The sequence below is a fragment of the Ruegeria sp. HKCCD6426 genome (genome assembly GCF_057221115.1).
In genome coordinates, this window is sequence record NZ_JBWVBF010000003.1 from 33,192 (window position 1) to 48,040 (window position 14,849).

Below are 14,849 nucleotides of genomic sequence, written 5' to 3' on the forward strand. Positions count from 1 at the left end.
TCAGACGTTCATCAGCAGATGCTCGCGTTCCCATGGCGAGATCACCTGTAGAAACTCCTCGTATTCTGCGCGTTTTACGATGCTGTAGACACGTGCAAAATCCGGTCCCAGCACCTCGTGCAAGGCCTCTGCCTCATCGAACAGATCCAGCGCTTCACCCATGACCTGAGGGATATCGCCGTCCCCGTCATAGGCATCGCCATAGAACTGTCGGCGCGGGCGTTCTTGATTGACCAGCCCCAAATACCCGCAGGCCAGAGAAACCGCGATGCCCAGGTATGGGTTACAATCCATACCGGCGATACGGTTTTCGACCCGGCGGCTTTCGGCGCCGGACAAGGGCACCCGAATGCCAGTGGTTCGATTGTCGCGCGCCCATTCCAGATTGATCGGTGCTGCATGGTCTTTGACGTAGCGCCGGTAGGAATTCACATAGGGCGCCATAACGGCCAGCCCGGCGGGCAAATGGTTCTGAAGCCCCGCAATGAAATTGTAGAACGCGTCGGTTTCCCCGCCCTGAGGGCCGGAAAAGATGTTCTGACCGGTTTCCAGATCCGTGATCGAGTGATGGATGTGCATGGCCGAGCCTGGTTCATCCGCGATCGGTTTGGCCATGAAGGTAGCAAAACAGTTGTGGCGCAGGGCGGCCTCGCGGATCAGGCGTTTGAAATAGAACACCTCGTCGGCCAGCTTGACCGGGTTGCCATGACGCAGGTTGATTTCCAACTGACCGGCGCCACCTTCCTGCGTGATACCGTCGATCTCGAACCCTTGATGCTCGGCGAAATCATAGATGTCGTCGATAACCGGGCCGAACTCATCCACTGCCGTCATTGAATAGGCCTGACGTGCTGCGGCCGGGCGGCCCGATCGGCCCATCATTGGTTTGATGCCCTGCGCCGGGTCGACATTTGGGGCAACCAGAAAGAACTCCATCTCGGGCGCTACGACTGGTTTCCAACCTTTGTCGTGATAAAGCTGAACGACGCGCTTCAATACGTTGCGTGGGCTGAAGGGAATAGGTTCGCCGTCGCGGTCATAAGCGTCGTGGATGACCTGCAAAGTCCAGTCTCCAGTCCACGGGGCGGCCGAGGCGGTCGAGAAATCCGGTTTCAGGATCATGTCGCGTTCGATGAACCCATCGTCCCCCGCGGCTTCGCCCCAATCGCCTGTAATGGTCTGGTAGAAGATGCTGTCAGGCAGGTGAAAGTAGGATTGCCGCGCGAATTTCGAAGCGGGAACGGCCTTGCCGCGCGCGATTCCGGGCAAGTCAGCGATAATGCACTCGACTTCATCCAGCCGTTGTCCCTCGATATAGCTGCGGGCCGCTTCGGGCAGTTCGTCTATCCAGTTGGCCATCAGGCCCTCACTTTCTTTAGGAATTCGGCCATGTATCGCCCGATCGCAGGGTTGTCGTTGCGTCCAGGCTGGCGGTTTACGGCATCTTGCAGCAGATCGTCTGGTACGACGCCTTTGCCGCGGGTCTGGATCAATCCTCGAATAAAGTCGTCGCCATATTCAGGATGCGCCTGTACGGTCCAGATCGTGTCACCATAGGCCAGCATTGCGTTCTTGCAGAAGTCATTGGTCCCCAGGACACGTGCGCCATCAGGTAAGCGAGTGACCTGATCCTGATGCCATGCGTTCAGCGTGACCGTTTCACCGCCAAAATCATATTCGGTGCGCCCGACAGCCCAACCGTCCTGAAATTTCTCAACCGTGCCACCAAGAGCTTGTGCGATGATCTGATGGCCAAAGCACACACCGATCAGGGGATTACCGCTGTCTCGGATCGAGCGGATCAAATCCTCCAACGGAGGGATCCACGGGTGATCCTCATACGCGCCGTGGCGCGACCCGGTGATAATCCAGCCATCAGCCTGATCAGCGTCCGTGGGGAACTGATTGTCAACGACTGCGAAGGTTTCGTATTCAAAATTGTTTCCGTTCATCAGAGTACGAAACATGCCGTCATACTCGCCGAATTGATCATGCAATTCGTCAGGGGGATGGCCGGTCAGGAGGATACCGATTTTCATAGGTCACCAAATTTGATCAAATTTCTTTTAGCCTACAGCAGCACGTCGGGCAAGGGGGTCATACCGCCTCGAGATAGCTGAGCCAGTGTTCGTCTGACGGCTGATCCGAAAACCGAGCCATTTCCTGCCGCTTAGTCATCGCCAGATTGCGGATCAATTCGGCAGGAAAGATGCGTGCAACCACCGGATCGGCCTCCCATGCTGCGATGGCCAAAGGCCAGTCCGATGCCAGTTGCGGGAGGCCGTCGATCTCATAGGCATTGCCATTGATTGGAGCAGGGGGTTTTAGGTTGTCTTCAACACCGACCAGAGCCGCGCCCAACACGGCGGCCAGCATCAGATAGGGGTTGATGTCTCCTCCGGCCACACGATGCTCGATCCGGCGCGCTGCCGGGGCGCCACCAGGGATTCGAATGGCGGCAGTCCGGTTTTCGTAAGCCCAGCTGGCCCCTGTCGGGGCATGAGCACCGGGCACTAGGCGGGTAAATGAATTGCCGTGCGGCGCGAAAATAAGCGTACTTCCGGACATCCCTGCAAGACAACCTGCGACGGCAGAGCGCAAGGTATCAGTACCTTCGGGTCCACCGTCATCAAAGACGTTGCGACCTTGCGCATCGACGACAGAGAAATGCACGTGCATACCGTTGCCGGCATCGTCCTTGTAAGGCTTTGCCATGAAAGTCGCAGAAAACCCGTGTTTCCGCGCCAGGCCGCGTGTCAGCGCCTTGAAAAGCCACGTATCATCAGCGCAACGCATGGCGTCCTGGTGGTTCAGGTTGATCTCGAACTGGCCGATTCCGCTTTCGGAAATGGCGGTCTGGGCCGGGATTCCCATCGCGGTGCAGCCGTCATAGAGATCAGTGAAGAACGCATCAAATGCGTCCATTTCTGCCATCGACAAAACCGATTCGTCCTTCAGGCGCCGTCCTGTAACCGGGTTTAGCGGAGGCCGAGGTTGCGCGCCGGATGCGTCCAGTAAGGTGAACTCCAATTCGGTTGCCGCGATGACAGTCCAGCCGCGTTGTGCATATCGATCCAGCACAGCGGTTAGTGCATGGCGCGGGTCACCGTCAAATGGCGTATCGTTGTCGTCATAAAGGCACATCGGCACCAGCGCGGTTGGTGTGCTCAGCCAGGGCATTGGCACCGGCCCACGTTCGGTCGGGCGCAAGACACCATCGGCATCACCGCTCTCGAAAACCAGCGGGCTGCCATCTATGTCCGCGCCCCAAAGATCGACATTGAGCGCTGAGAACGGCATTCGTACAGCGCCCTTGTCCAGCTTTGCGGCATATGAGGGCGGCACGCGCTTGCCGCGCATCTGACCATTCAGGTCACAGGCTGCGACGCGAAAAGTGTGCAGGGCGCTCAGGTCCATTTGGGGCTCCGTTTATCTTGTCCCTGAAGGTTTAAAGGACGTTCTCCGTAATGTCACTAAATTTGATCAAATTTTTGGAAGCGGGTTTGAAAACGGCAACAGGATTTAGCGCAATGTTCAATTGGTGCGTCACCTGGCCCCGATTGTCTCCAATCGTGCTAGTCGATTTAGGGATGATGTGTCGCCAATTGTACCCCGTGGCGTGATCCTTATAGTGTTTGCTGATGACACTGTTGTTTACACTTATTCTTCTGACCATTGGCATTTTGGGCTATCGCTATTGGTCGAAGAGACAAATGCGCACTACGTTGCTTTCCACACCGCTTTCCGAGCATCAACGCGGCATCGTTGAGCGTCGGGTGCCCATCGTTCAACGGTTGCCATCGGACTTGCGCGGCAAACTGGATGGCAAAGTGAACCTGTTTCTGAATCAGGTGGAGTTCCTTGGTTGCGACGGGTTGGAGGTAACTGAGGACATGGAGCTGTCCATTGCCGCGCAGGCCTGTTTGCTCGTGGTAAACAGCGACCTTTGGTACGACAACCTGACGACGGTCCTGATCTACCCAAATGCCTTCAAGTCAAAGCAACAGAAACACTCCGGCTTCGTTGTTACGGAAAAGGAAATCGTGCGCACCGGAGAAAGCTGGGATCGCGGCCCAGTCATCCTTTCATGGGCTCACAGCAACCACGGTGCGCTGGATGACCACGATGGGCACAATGTGGTGTTCCATGAGTTTGCGCATCAGATTGACGATTTGTCGGGCGGCACCAACGGTGTGCCTGTCCTGAGTGAAGGCCAGAGCTTTGCCGAGTGGGAACGCGTCTTCCTGAAGGCCTATGAGACACACGTTCACGCGGTCGAAAGCGGGCGGCACACGGTCATCGACCCCTATGGAGCGGTTGGCCACGAAGAGTTCTTTGCAGTTTCAGTCGAGGTTTTCTTTGAAAGACCTCACGCACTGAAACGCGAGGTCCCTGATGTTTATGCTCAGCTGTCCCAACTGTTTCAACTGGACCCCGCTACTTGGCAATAGGGGGTCGGTGCGAGGCCAGTCCCTTAGCGCGCCAGATTTAACCGGAACCGCATCTTGGCTTTCCGCTCTGCGGGCAGGTGTCGGTTCAGACGTTTGTTGATCAGTCCGAAACCGCCGACGATAACCAACGTCAGCAGGATGAAATAGAACGCCAGGATCGGGTAGGGGATGAAAGGATTGAACGTCTTATCCGCGAAATAGCTGGCGTAATACAGCGCGTCGCCGCGTTGCTGCCAGGCCGGGAACGCCGAGAAAAAAACCAGCGTCGTGGATTGGAACAGAAAGATGGCCTCGTTGGTATAGGCAGGCCAGGCTAGCCGCAGCGTTGTAGGCCAGATGATCCGACGGAAGCGCGACCAGCCGGACATACCGTAGGCATCCGCCGCTTCAATATCACCTTTGGGGATCGAGCGCAGAGCGCCATAGAAGATTTCGCCCGTATACGCGGCCGTGTTCAAGAACAGAACGATCAGTGCACCCAACCAAGCAGACGTGAGGGCGTCGAACATCGGGTAGGATTTCTTCAGCGACAGGAAGAAGAAATAGGCGAAGAAAAACTGAATAAAGAGAGGAGAACCTCGGAAGATAAAGATGAACCACTCGGCGGGTTTGCGCAGCCATTTGTTGCTGGACGCTTTGCCAAGTGCCACAGCGGTGGCCAGAAAGAACCCCGTCGCCAGTGCCATTACACCAAAATAGATGTTCCAGATCATGCCCGAGCCGATCAGAGTGAACTGTTCGCACAAGGTGAAATCGGTCCTAGGAAGCAAACGCTCACCAAGTCCAATCGAGCGCAGGCCGTAATCCTGGATGGTTTGCAAGCAGCTCATGCCGTTGTCTCCTTGCGCAGCAGCTCGCCACCGGATGTGGCCTGCCCGTGGGACAAGCGGCGCATCAGTTTCTCTAACCCGATCTCAGACACGCGGGTCATGCCGAGATAAAAGATCAGGAGAAACAGAAAGTACCACATACGCCAGTCACCGTGCGGGTATTGGGTAAATTTGGACGTCTTAGTGCCGCCGAGCTCGCGAGCCCAGTAGACGATATCTTCGATCCCCAGCAGGAATAGCAACGGTGTGGCTTTGATTAGCACCATCCACAGATTGCTGAGACCGGGCAGGGCGTAGACCCACATCTGCGGCACAAGGATGCGCCAAAAAGTTTGGCGGCGAGTCATGCCATAGGCCTCGGCAGTCTCCAGCTGGGCATGGGGTACGGCCCGCATGCCACCAAAAAGAACGTTCGCAGCGAAAGCTCCGAAAACGATCGAAAAGGTGATTACGGCAAGGAGGAAGCCATAAGTCTCGTGAACCCATTCCGGGGCGGTTCTCAGTGGCAATTTGGCGGCCTGACAGACAAGGAAGTCGTTGCCCTGCCGGATCGGGTCAGTCCATTCGGGACATAGAACTTTGTGTCGCGTCCATTCAAATGCCTGATCAAGCGCGATTACAAAAAACAGGAAGAAGGCGATATCGGGCACGCCGCGAACGATGGCGATGTAACCTTTGCCCAGCCAGCTGAGCGGTGGGAAATGCGACCGCGCGGCCATCGCGCCGGTGAACCCAAAGCTAAGTGCAACTGGTGCGGTAACGGCCAGCAGAGCGAGAACCTTGACGAACGACAGGTAGAACGACCAGTGGACGCCGTTGGTCAGGTAGCAGGAAAACCAGCGGAACGTGCCCAAAATGTCGGGATCAGCGCAGTAGGAAAACATGAGGCGTCTTTCGAACGTCAGGCCCGGTGTTTGGCCGGGGGTTGGTCCGGCGCACAAACGGCGCCGGACCTTTGGACGGAGTGCTTAGTTGGTTACAACCGAACCGTCGGTGCCATAGGTGGCGGTGCCCTCACCGAACCACTTGATCAGCATCTCGTTCAGCGTGCCATCCTCTTTCATTGAGGTGATCCCAGCGTCAAACTTGCCGCGCAAGTCGCCATCGCTTTCGCGTAGGCCCATTCCGATACCACCGCCCAGCGGGACCGGGTCGCCAACAAAAACCAGCTCGCCACCCGATTCCTCGACAAGAGGAACCAGATAGTCCCGATCGGCCAGAACGGCGTCGGCTTCGCCGTTGCGGACGGCTGCAATGGTTTCTTCCGGTGTAGCGAATTCAACCAGGGTAGCGCCGGATTCAGCAACATGACCGGCCTGAATGGTCGCGGTTTGCGCCGCAACGATACCACCTGTCACATCAACGCCTTCCGTGACTGCGACGTAGGCTGACGCGGTCGGTGGGTAGTAGTCCTGAGTGAAGTCGATGACTTCGTCACGTTCGTCGGTGATCGACATACCGGCGATGATGGTGTCGTAGTTGCCCGAGACCAGGTTCGGGATGATCGAATCCCAGTCGTTCTTGACCCATTCGCATTCCAGCCCGGCGCGTTTGCACAGCTCGTCGCCCACTTCACGCTCGAACCCATCGATTTTACCCGCGTCGTTGATGAAATTATACGGAGGGTAAGCGCCCTCTGTGCCCATGCGAACGGTGTCAGCCATTGCCACACCGGCGGTCAACGCCAGTGCTGCGGTGGTCAGAATCAGGTTTTTCATTGGTTACTCCCCTTATTGGTTCTGTCCGTAGGTTATGCCGCCTGTGTGGCGGATAGAAAGCCCTGAAGCCGCTTGGATTCAGGGGTGGTGAAAATATCTTCTGGCGTGCCTTCTTCTTCGATCAGGCCCTGATGCAGGAAAACAACGTGGCTCGAGATGTCAGCCGCCATTTTCATGTCATGGGTCACGATAATCATGGTGCGACCCTCGGCGGCCAGATCCTTGATCACCTTGATCACTTCCTGTTCCAGCTCGGGATCAAGCGCCGAAGTGGGTTCGTCGAATAATAGCGCCTCGGGCTCCATGCATAGGCCGCGGGCAATCGCGGCGCGTTGTTGCTGGCCCCCGGACAATTGGGCCGGGTAGGCGTCGCATTTGTCACCGATGCCGACCTTCTCAAGGTATTTGCGGGCGCTGTCTTCGGTCTCGGCCCGATCGCGGCCCAAAACGGTAACCGGAGCTTCCATCACGTTTTGAAGGATCGTCAAATGGGCCCATAGGTTAAACTGCTGGAACACCATCGACAGATTGGTGCGAATTCGCAGTACCTGTTTTGCATCAGCTGGGCGGCGATGGTGATGACTGCCGGTCCAGCGCACAGGTTCGCCCTTGAACAGGATCTCGCCTTCCTGACTGTCTTCCAACAAGTTGCAGCAACGCAGAAGGGTGGATTTTCCAGAACCGGATGATCCGATCAGCGAAACGACGTCGCCACGATGTGCTGTTATGTCCACCCCTTTCAATACCTCGAGATTTCCGAAGCTTTTGTGCAGGTTCTTGATCTCGATTACGGGGGCGGTCTCTGTCACGGGCGATCCAGGCTTTGTTAGTTGTGTTGGTGCGGTACTAGGGCTGAAAAAATCGTCCAATGCAATGCGCAAATGACACGTTCCGGACCTGAAACCTCCAAATCGACCAGAGGTTTTGGTCAAATCGGTCAGGGATTGCGCAGGATGGCTTCTGGTGCGGGCGGATTGGGGACCGCCAGGTAAAGCTCTGCTGGTATGTCGATCAGGCCACGCAGATGCAGCAATTCACGCTCTGCAGAACTGAGCTCAGCTATTGCCGCGCGAACGGCGTGGGCGAGGTTGCGCGCGTCTTGTCCATTTGCAGTGATGTAAGGCAGAGCAGGTGTGGGGGAAGTTACGGCGACTTCGCGCAATGCCAAGCCAAGATCGGTGTGTTCCTTGAGCAATTCCCAGGTCAGTGCGTCCAAAGATGCATAATCGGCGCGCCCATCTGCCACGGCCTGCGCAGATAGTGCATGCCCCCCAGATTCGAGAAAGGATACTGGGACCTGGCTGAGCTTGCTTAGATGCACCATTGGTGCAGCCCAGCCGGATTGCGACAGGGCTTCGTTATAGGCAAAAGTTCCGTTTGCAAGCTGATCCAGTTCGCGTAGATCATCCTCCCGGGCGACGAAGATCGAACGGTAGTATCCGGGCGGACAATCGGGCAGGCCGTAATCGGGGGTACCCACTAGTTGTACCTTGCCGTGCAGGCGGGTTCGGTAAGGCATGCCGCAGGTTTGGGCAAATGTCAGATTGGTATCAAGCCAGACGTCCCAAACGTCTGCATCGCGAGTCAGAGTTGCCGGACCGTGTCCAACATGTTTCCGAATCAGCGCCCAAAAGCTGTCATTGGCTGCTTGAAGGGCGGGCATGTCGTACATGCCCAGCATCGCCGTCACGGTTTTTCGGCCTTCTGCCGGGCCAGAGCCGAATCCACATCGCTGACGCCCAACAGGCTGACTACCAGTCGCAGCAACGAATCCTCCTCACCGGTGCGTTGGCCATCGGCTAAAGCGACCGACCACATCGCCTGCACCACGGCCAGGCGGTCGTCATAGGCGATAGCTTCTTTGATGGCGCGTGTGAAACGGACAGTATCGGGGGCCTCGGCCTCCAGATCCTCGGCGCGGGCGCGAAGTGCGGCGGCTTCGAATGGAGACAGCCCATAGCGTTGGGTTGATATCCGATCGATCCGGGCCATTTCGGTATCGGCATAGTCATTGTCGGATCGCGCAATGCGTACCAGCAGGGCAGTCAGGGCCAAGCGGGCGTCGTCTTCGACAAGCGGGTCGGGCTGCGGCTGAGTAAGCCGGGACAGGAAATCCTTAAACATGAGCAAGATATAGACGCTGCCTAGCTGGCTTCCAAGCGGCTTTGCACCCGTTCGCGAGAGGCTTTGCTGTCATTGAAGCTAAGGCCCATTGCCGCACGCGCCTCTTCTACGATCTTGATCTCGCCCTCGTCCGAGTTTCCATCGGCCAGAACAACCTCCCACAAAGCGTCCAGTGCAGCCAGGCGCTCCTTCAGGTCGGTGGTTTCGCGGATCAGTTTGCCGAACGTGTCGGTCTCGGGGGCGGCGGCGTGCAGTTTTTCGCAGGTGGCGCGCACTTTGGCGGCCTCGATCGCATTGTGCTGATAAAGGCGGGCAAGAATGCGGTCTATCAGGCTGATTTCTTCAAGCTTGTAGTCTCGATCCGCCTTTGCCACGCGCACCATCAGGGCACCCAGGGCCAGCTCGGCGTCCGGGTCGGGCAGGGTGGTCTGCTGAGGTGGGCGGAAGGCCTGAAAGAGCTTTTTTAACATAGGGCTACGTTATTCCATATTTTATGACCGGCCAAGCGGGGACTACCCGTCATAGCCCTGAATAATCACCAGATCGCCAGTCGATACCGGATCACGCAGAGCTTTTGCCCGTTGATAGCCGTCACTTTCATAGCAAGCCAGAGCCTGTTCGTAGCTTGGGAATTCAATCACGACCGTACGTGCGCGAGCCTTGCCCTCTTTGGAGGTGCGTTCACCTCCGCGCACCAGGAACTTTGCACCGTATTCAGCGAACGGCGCGGCATTTGCGGCGATGTAGTTTTTGTATGTCTCCATGTCGTCTACGTCGACATGGGCAACCCAGTATCCTTTGGCCAAGTGGCATCCTCCAGCAATTTCAGGCAAGTTGCGGAGGAAACCGATCAAATGCAATCCCCTATCGGTGTTCAGGTTGGCGGAAGCAGGGCTTCGCGTGCCTTGTCCTGCAACCACGCAATCATCTGCCGATAGGGTACGGGGCCATAGCTGATGCGCGCCACGCCGAGATTGGCTAGGGTCGGTGTGTCCGGTGTGCCCGGCAATGCGATAATGTTCACGGGCAGTTCGGTCGCATCGCACAAGCTCGCTATCAGTGCTTCGTCTTTCAGGCCGGGGGCGAAAAAGCCGCTGGCACCAGCTTCGGCGTAGGCTTTGGCGCGCGCGACAGCAGCGTCCAGCATCGCTTCGTTGTGGGTATCGGGATGCGCCTTGAGGAAAATGTCGGTTCGCGCGTTGATGAAGGCAGAGATTCCAGCTGCATCACACCCTTCACGCATTGCGCCGACTCGGGCGGCTTGGGTTTCGATGTCATAAAGCTCTTTGGTTCCAACGATTTGATCTTCGAAATTGAACCCGATTACACCAGTTTCAAGAGCACGTTGAACATTTGCCGCAATACCCAATGCGTCTTCTGCGTAAGCTCCTTCGAAATCCAACGTCACCGGCAGGTCAACTGCATCGACAATCCGGCGTGCATTGTCCAGCGCTGTTTCCAGCGGAACGTTCTGCCCGTCAGCGAACCCCTGCGCCATGGCGACCGGAGCACTACCGGTTGCGATTGCCTTGGCTCCGGCGTCGCGCACAGCGGCGGCGCTTCCGGCGTCCCAGATGTTGAAAAGGATGACAGGGGCGCCCTTCTTGTGCAGGGCGGTGAAGGCTTCCGCTTGGGTGTTCTGATCTGTCATGGCCGGTCTCCTGTCAGCTGTTTGCTGACAGTTAACCGTGTAACGGGCCGCTGCGTATAGTTATTTTGACAACAGCCGTCACGTTGCGGTGACCTTTCGGGCCGATCAGACCAGTCGCGAGGTGTCTTTCGCGGCACGTACGAACTCGCGGAACAGGGGATGTGGCTCAAAAGGTTTGGACTTCAGTTCCGGGTGGTACTGAACACCAATAAACCACGGGTGATCCGACCATTCGACGATTTCCGGCAAGCGACCATCAGGTGACATGCCCGAGAAGTTCAAGCCCGCTTTTTCCAGCTTCTCGCGGTATTTGATGTCCACCTCATAGCGGTGGCGGTGGCGCTCCTCGATCTGGGTGCCGCCATAAACCGCGGCCACCTTCGAACCTTCGGCCAAAACGGCGTTATACGCGCCCAATCGCATGGTGCCGCCTTTGTCATCACCCACCTTGCGCTCGACCTTGTGGTTGCCCTGCACCCACTCTTTCAGGTGATAAACAACTGGTTCAAAACGTTTTTTACCGGACTCGTGGTCGAATTCCTCCGATCCGGCTTCCTTGATGCCCGCTGCATTCCGGGCGGCTTCAATCACGGCCATCTGCATGCCGAGACAGATGCCCAGATAAGGCACTTTGTGCTCGCGGGCGTATTGCGCTGCTTTGATCTTGCCTTCGGTGCCGCGCTCTCCAAACCCACCAGGCACGAGGATCGCATGGAACCCTTCAAGATACGGAGCAGCGTCTTCGGTATCGAAGACCTCGGCATCGACCCATTCGATCTTGACCCGGACCCGGTTGGCCATGCCGCCGTGGGTCAGCGCCTCGGCTATGGACTTATAGGCGTCTTCCAGTTGGGTGTATTTACCGACGATAGCGACTTTCACCTCGCCTTCGGCGTTGTGGATACGGTCGCTGACATCTTCCCATTTGGTCAGATCCGGCTTGGGTGCAGGGCTGATCTGGAACGCGTCCAATACTGCCTGATCCAAACCTTCGCGGTGATAGGCCAACGGAGCGTCGTAGATGGTTGAAAGGTCCTGTGCGGCAATCACCGAATCCGGGCGCACGTTACAGAACAGCGCCAGTTTCTCACGTTCCTTGGTTGGAATCGGACCTTCTGACCGGCAGACCAGAATGTCTGGCGCCAGACCGATCGAGCGTAGTTCTTTCACTGAGTGCTGTGTCGGTTTGGTTTTCAACTCGCCCGAGGCTTTGATGTAGGGCAGCAGAGTCAGGTGCATGAACAGGCACTGACCGCGTGGTTTGTCCTGGCTGAATTGGCGGATGGCCTCGAAAAAGGGCAGGCCCTCGATATCGCCCACGGTGCCGCCGATTTCACACAGCATGAAATCGACCTCATCCTCACCAATAGCGATGAAATCCTTGATCTCGTTGGTGACGTGCGGGATCACCTGAATGGTTTTGCCCAGATAGTCGCCACGACGCTCTTTCTCGAGTACGTTGGAGTAGATCCGGCCCGAGCTGACCGAGTCAGTTTTGCGCGCTGCTACACCGGTAAATCGCTCGTAGTGACCAAGGTCCAGATCGGTCTCGGCCCCGTCATCGGTTACAAAAACTTCGCCATGTTCAAACGGCGACATCGTGCCGGGATCGACGTTCAAGTAGGGGTCCAGTTTGCGCAAGCGCACAGAGTATCCGCGGGCCTGCAACAAGGCGCCCAGAGCCGCCGAAGCCAGTCCTTTGCCCAAGGACGAAACCACACCACCAGTGATGAAAATAAAACGCGCCATGTTTTTTCGGCTGCTCCCGTGAGACGACATTATCAGCTGCCCGGCGGCTTGAAAAAACCGCTGCACCACGGGACTTCACGTATAAAGGATTCGCGCCAAATGCGCAAGAGAACCGCAAGATGCTGTTGCCGTTCTCTTTCAGGTTTCTAGGTTTTGTAGATCAGTCGGCCTGCGGAATCAGCGGCGCATTGTCGCCCTGTGCCGGCGGCAGCAGGTCATCCGTGGACGGAACCGCCGGTGTGCTTTCCTCAGTTGAGGCCGGGGCTGGAACACCCAACCGGTCGATAACCGAGCTGCCCGAAGACTTCTGGGCTGCCAGAATCGTCAGTGTGATTGATGTCACGATAAAGCACGCGGCAAGGATCCATGTCAGCTTGCCCAGAGCGGTCGCTGCTGCGCGGCCGGTCATGGCGCCACCGCCGCCACCACCCATACCCAGGCCACCGCCTTCGGACCGCTGCATCAGCACAACGGCAATCAGGCCCAGGGCCAGGAGGAGGTGGATGATGAGAACGACGTTTTCCATGGTGTTCCTGTACAGCGTGGCGTGTATCGCGTGGTACTTATGCAAGTTTGCCATCGGGGGCAAGGGAGGAGTTGGCATCATGAACGGTGATAATTCAGATCACGGCAACGGGACTGGACAGGTGGCCGATCGGTGGCGCAGGCTACGCCCATGCCTCATGACGATCACGACCACCCGCACGCCCTGTTGCCACCTGAACCCGCGCTTCGTGTCAAAGCGCTCGAGACGATTCTGACCCGCAAGGGTTTGATCGATCCGGCGGCACTGGATGAGATCATCGACACCTATCAAAACAAGATTGGCCCGCAGAACGGCGCGCGCGTTGTCGCCAAAGCGTGGTCGAATCCTGAGTTCAAGCAGGCGTTGCTGGAAGATGCAACGCCGGTTGTGGCCGAGCTCGGCTACTACGGTCGCCAGGGTGAGCATATGGTCGTGGTCGAAAACACCCCAGAGCGGCACAACATGGTCGTTTGTACGCTATGCAGCTGTTACCCATGGCCACTGTTGGGCATACCGCCCGGTTGGTACAAGTCCGACGCCTACCGCGCCCGCGCCGTGCGCGAACCTCGTAAAGTGTTGGCAGAGTTTGGCGTAACCTTGCCCGAGGCGACTGCGGTTAGGGTTTGGGATTCGACCGCCGAAATACGCTATCTGGTCTTGCCAATGCGCCCTAAGGGGGCGGATGGATTGAGTGAGGATGAACTCACCGCGTTGGTTACTCGTGACAGCATGATCGGGATGGGTTTGCCCAGAGTGCCGGCATGACCCGCGTACATGACATGGGAGGTCGTTTCGGCGACGGCCCGATTCACCCCGAATCTGAAGGCGATCCGGTTTTTGCCGAGGACTGGCATGCGCGTGCCCTGGCGGTAAAGTTGGCGTCTGATCCAATTGGGCGGTGGAATATTGACGAAATGCGGCACGCGCGCGAGTGCCTGTCGCCACAAGATTACACCCGATTTTCCTATTATGAGATTTGGATTGCTGCACTTGTGGATAAACTAGTCGAAAAGGGTGTCCTGACTTCGGATGACCTAAGTGGACCAGGGGCGGACGAAGCCCACCCGCTTGCAGATCGTATGCTCAAAGCCGAAGCCGTTGCGCCTGCTTTGGCCAAAGGCGGCCCTGCGGACCGTCCCTCGAAAGTCGCCACAAAATTTGAGATCGGGCAAGAAGTCCGCACAGCGCACCCTGCAGCAAATCGTCTTGTTGATGGGGGGCACACCAGGTTGCCTATTTATGCTGCCGGTGCCAGAGGGCGCATTCTTAAGCTGCACGGTACCCATGTTCTACCAGATTCCAACGCGCATGGATTGGGTGAAGCGCCAGAGCCGCTGTATGCCGTAGCCTTTCCGGCGTCCGAACTTTGGACAGCACCGGAACATCCAAAAGACCAGGTGGTGCTGGATCTGTGGCAATCATATCTGGAGCCCGCATGAGCGATTGCATCACTTTTTCCGCGCCCGAGCCGGTCTTTGCCGAACCTTGGCACGCACAGGTTTTTGCCGTGACTGTAGCGCTGAATGAGGCCGGACGGTTTGCGTGGCCGGATTGGGCGGCGCAGTTCTCCGATACTCTGAAGCGACACGGATTGAACCGTGAGTTGAACGGTGGCGACGATTATTTTTACGCTTGGCTGGAAACGCTCGAGGTATTGCTTGCCGAGCAGGGGGCGGCCGCTGCCGACGATGTAAATGCGCTGCGCGATGCGTGGGAGGACGCGTATTTGGCGACACCACATGGCGAACCAGTGCGATTGACAGGCAAGTAAGCTCCGGAACTGGTCGGCTGCGTCGAATT

18 protein-coding genes are annotated in these 14,849 nt (G+C 57.3%); 4 read left to right on the top strand and 14 right to left on the bottom strand.

Annotated features, from left to right (window positions below; translation table 11 throughout):
- The 3 genes from AC2TDA_RS08980 to AC2TDA_RS08990 are packed head-to-tail and all read right to left on the bottom strand — an operon-like array spanning nt 1 to nt 3,417.
- The gene (locus tag AC2TDA_RS08980; protein ID WP_480846205.1) at nt 1-1,359 is read right to left on the bottom strand and encodes a glutamine synthetase family protein; all 1,359 of its coding nucleotides are present in this window, start codon (nt 1,357-1,359) and stop codon (nt 1-3) included.
- Nucleotides 1,359-2,039: a type 1 glutamine amidotransferase gene (locus AC2TDA_RS08985; protein WP_480879000.1), complete on the bottom strand. Its 681-nt coding sequence runs from the start codon at nt 2,037-2,039 to the stop codon at nt 1,359-1,361. Before AC2TDA_RS08985 ends, AC2TDA_RS08980 begins: the two co-directional genes overlap by 1 nt.
- Nucleotides 2,040-2,097: 58 nt before the next feature.
- Nucleotides 2,098-3,417, bottom strand: coding sequence for a glutamine synthetase family protein (locus AC2TDA_RS08990; RefSeq protein WP_480879001.1), 1,320 nt, complete (start codon nt 3,415-3,417; stop codon nt 2,098-2,100).
- Between the two features lie 224 nt (nt 3,418-3,641).
- Between AC2TDA_RS08990 and AC2TDA_RS08995 the strand changes: the two genes are divergently transcribed.
- Nucleotides 3,642-4,451, top strand: coding sequence for a M90 family metallopeptidase (locus tag AC2TDA_RS08995; protein ID WP_480879002.1), 810 nt, complete (start codon nt 3,642-3,644; stop codon nt 4,449-4,451).
- Nucleotides 4,452-4,474: 23 nt separating this feature from the next.
- On the opposite strand, the gene AC2TDA_RS09000 is transcribed toward AC2TDA_RS08995, so the two are convergent.
- The 11 genes from AC2TDA_RS09000 to secG all read right to left on the bottom strand — a co-directional run bounded on the left by AC2TDA_RS09000 (nt 4,475) and on the right by secG (nt 13,049).
- Nucleotides 4,475-5,281: an ABC transporter permease gene (locus AC2TDA_RS09000; protein ID WP_480846201.1), complete on the bottom strand. Its 807-nt coding sequence runs from the start codon at nt 5,279-5,281 to the stop codon at nt 4,475-4,477.
- Nucleotides 5,278-6,165, bottom strand: coding sequence for an ABC transporter permease (locus AC2TDA_RS09005; protein WP_480846199.1), 888 nt, complete (start codon nt 6,163-6,165; stop codon nt 5,278-5,280). Before AC2TDA_RS09005 ends, AC2TDA_RS09000 begins: the two co-directional genes overlap by 4 nt.
- 84 nt (nt 6,166-6,249) lie before the next feature.
- Nucleotides 6,250-6,999 (bottom strand): transporter substrate-binding domain-containing protein, encoded by a 750-nt coding sequence (locus AC2TDA_RS09010; RefSeq protein WP_480846197.1) that lies wholly within the window; start codon nt 6,997-6,999, stop codon nt 6,250-6,252.
- A gap of 32 nt (nt 7,000-7,031) precedes the next feature.
- Nucleotides 7,032-7,808 carry an ABC transporter ATP-binding protein gene (locus AC2TDA_RS09015; protein WP_480879003.1) on the bottom strand — a complete coding sequence of 259 codons (777 nt, stop codon included), beginning with the start codon at nt 7,806-7,808 and terminating at the stop codon, nt 7,032-7,034.
- A gap of 128 nt (nt 7,809-7,936) precedes the next feature.
- Nucleotides 7,937-8,689 carry a phosphate/phosphite/phosphonate ABC transporter substrate-binding protein gene (locus AC2TDA_RS09020; protein ID WP_480879004.1) on the bottom strand — a complete coding sequence of 251 codons (753 nt, stop codon included), beginning with the start codon at nt 8,687-8,689 and terminating at the stop codon, nt 7,937-7,939.
- Nucleotides 8,686-9,123 carry a tellurite resistance TerB family protein gene (locus tag AC2TDA_RS09025; RefSeq protein WP_480846195.1) on the bottom strand — a complete coding sequence of 146 codons (438 nt, stop codon included), beginning with the start codon at nt 9,121-9,123 and terminating at the stop codon, nt 8,686-8,688. The genes AC2TDA_RS09020 and AC2TDA_RS09025 overlap by 4 nt, the downstream gene beginning before the upstream one ends.
- 20 nt (nt 9,124-9,143) lie before the next feature.
- On the bottom strand, nt 9,144-9,593 hold the full coding sequence (locus AC2TDA_RS09030) for a tellurite resistance TerB family protein (protein WP_480846194.1): 450 nt from the start codon (nt 9,591-9,593) through the stop codon (nt 9,144-9,146).
- 42 nt (nt 9,594-9,635) lie between these two features.
- On the bottom strand, nt 9,636-9,929 hold the full coding sequence (locus AC2TDA_RS09035; protein WP_480879005.1) for a DUF1330 domain-containing protein: 294 nt from the start codon (nt 9,927-9,929) through the stop codon (nt 9,636-9,638).
- A 68-nt stretch (nt 9,930-9,997) separates the two neighbouring features.
- A complete protein-coding gene (locus AC2TDA_RS09040; protein ID WP_480879006.1) occupies nt 9,998-10,774 on the bottom strand; it encodes an isocitrate lyase/PEP mutase family protein in 777 nt (258 codons plus the stop codon).
- 105 nt (nt 10,775-10,879) lie between these two features.
- Nucleotides 10,880-12,523 carry a CTP synthase gene (gene pyrG / locus AC2TDA_RS09045; protein ID WP_480846189.1) on the bottom strand — a complete coding sequence of 548 codons (1,644 nt, stop codon included), beginning with the start codon at nt 12,521-12,523 and terminating at the stop codon, nt 10,880-10,882.
- A gap of 160 nt (nt 12,524-12,683) precedes the next feature.
- Entirely contained in the window at nt 12,684-13,049 is a 366-nt protein-coding gene (gene secG / locus AC2TDA_RS09050; RefSeq protein ID WP_480846188.1) for a preprotein translocase subunit SecG, read from the bottom strand.
- 150 nt (nt 13,050-13,199) lie between these two features.
- On the opposite strand from secG, the gene nthA reads away from it, so the two are divergent.
- From nthA to AC2TDA_RS09065, 3 genes are read left to right on the top strand one after another with little or no spacing between them, the layout of a single operon-like run.
- Nucleotides 13,200-13,814 (top strand): nitrile hydratase subunit alpha, encoded by a 615-nt coding sequence (gene nthA, locus AC2TDA_RS09055; protein ID WP_480879007.1) that lies wholly within the window; start codon nt 13,200-13,202, stop codon nt 13,812-13,814.
- Nucleotides 13,811-14,488, top strand: a complete 678-nt coding sequence (gene nthB / locus AC2TDA_RS09060; RefSeq protein WP_480879008.1) for a nitrile hydratase subunit beta — start codon at nt 13,811-13,813, stop codon at nt 14,486-14,488. The genes nthA and nthB overlap by 4 nt, the downstream gene beginning before the upstream one ends.
- On the top strand, nt 14,485-14,820 hold the full coding sequence (locus AC2TDA_RS09065) for a nitrile hydratase accessory protein (protein WP_480879009.1): 336 nt from the start codon (nt 14,485-14,487) through the stop codon (nt 14,818-14,820). The genes nthB and AC2TDA_RS09065 overlap by 4 nt, the downstream gene beginning before the upstream one ends.
- Nucleotides 14,821-14,849: the final 29 nt, after the last annotated feature.

Coding starts and splice junctions, on each gene's coding strand:
- AC2TDA_RS08980 (WP_480846205.1), bottom strand. CDS start 1,359: ATGGCCAACTGGATAGACGAACTGCCCGAAGCGGCCCGCAGCTATATC.
- AC2TDA_RS08985 (WP_480879000.1), bottom strand. CDS start 2,039: ATGAAAATCGGTATCCTCCTGACCGGCCATCCCCCTGACGAATTGCAT.
- AC2TDA_RS08990 (WP_480879001.1), bottom strand. CDS start 3,417: ATGGACCTGAGCGCCCTGCACACTTTTCGCGTCGCAGCCTGTGACCTG.
- AC2TDA_RS08995 (WP_480879002.1), top strand. CDS start 3,642: ATGACACTGTTGTTTACACTTATTCTTCTGACCATTGGCATTTTGGGC.
- AC2TDA_RS09000 (WP_480846201.1), bottom strand. CDS start 5,281: ATGAGCTGCTTGCAAACCATCCAGGATTACGGCCTGCGCTCGATTGGA.
- AC2TDA_RS09005 (WP_480846199.1), bottom strand. CDS start 6,165: ATGTTTTCCTACTGCGCTGATCCCGACATTTTGGGCACGTTCCGCTGG.
- AC2TDA_RS09010 (WP_480846197.1), bottom strand. CDS start 6,999: ATGAAAAACCTGATTCTGACCACCGCAGCACTGGCGTTGACCGCCGGT.
- AC2TDA_RS09025 (WP_480846195.1), bottom strand. CDS start 9,123: ATGTTTAAGGATTTCCTGTCCCGGCTTACTCAGCCGCAGCCCGACCCG.
- AC2TDA_RS09030 (WP_480846194.1), bottom strand. CDS start 9,593: ATGTTAAAAAAGCTCTTTCAGGCCTTCCGCCCACCTCAGCAGACCACC.
- AC2TDA_RS09040 (WP_480879006.1), bottom strand. CDS start 10,774: ATGACAGATCAGAACACCCAAGCGGAAGCCTTCACCGCCCTGCACAAG.
- pyrG (WP_480846189.1), bottom strand. CDS start 12,523: ATGGCGCGTTTTATTTTCATCACTGGTGGTGTGGTTTCGTCCTTGGGC.
- secG (WP_480846188.1), bottom strand. CDS start 13,049: ATGGAAAACGTCGTTCTCATCATCCACCTCCTCCTGGCCCTGGGCCTG.
- nthA (WP_480879007.1), top strand. CDS start 13,200: ATGCCTCATGACGATCACGACCACCCGCACGCCCTGTTGCCACCTGAA.
- nthB (WP_480879008.1), top strand. CDS start 13,811: ATGACCCGCGTACATGACATGGGAGGTCGTTTCGGCGACGGCCCGATT.
- AC2TDA_RS09065 (WP_480879009.1), top strand. CDS start 14,485: ATGAGCGATTGCATCACTTTTTCCGCGCCCGAGCCGGTCTTTGCCGAA.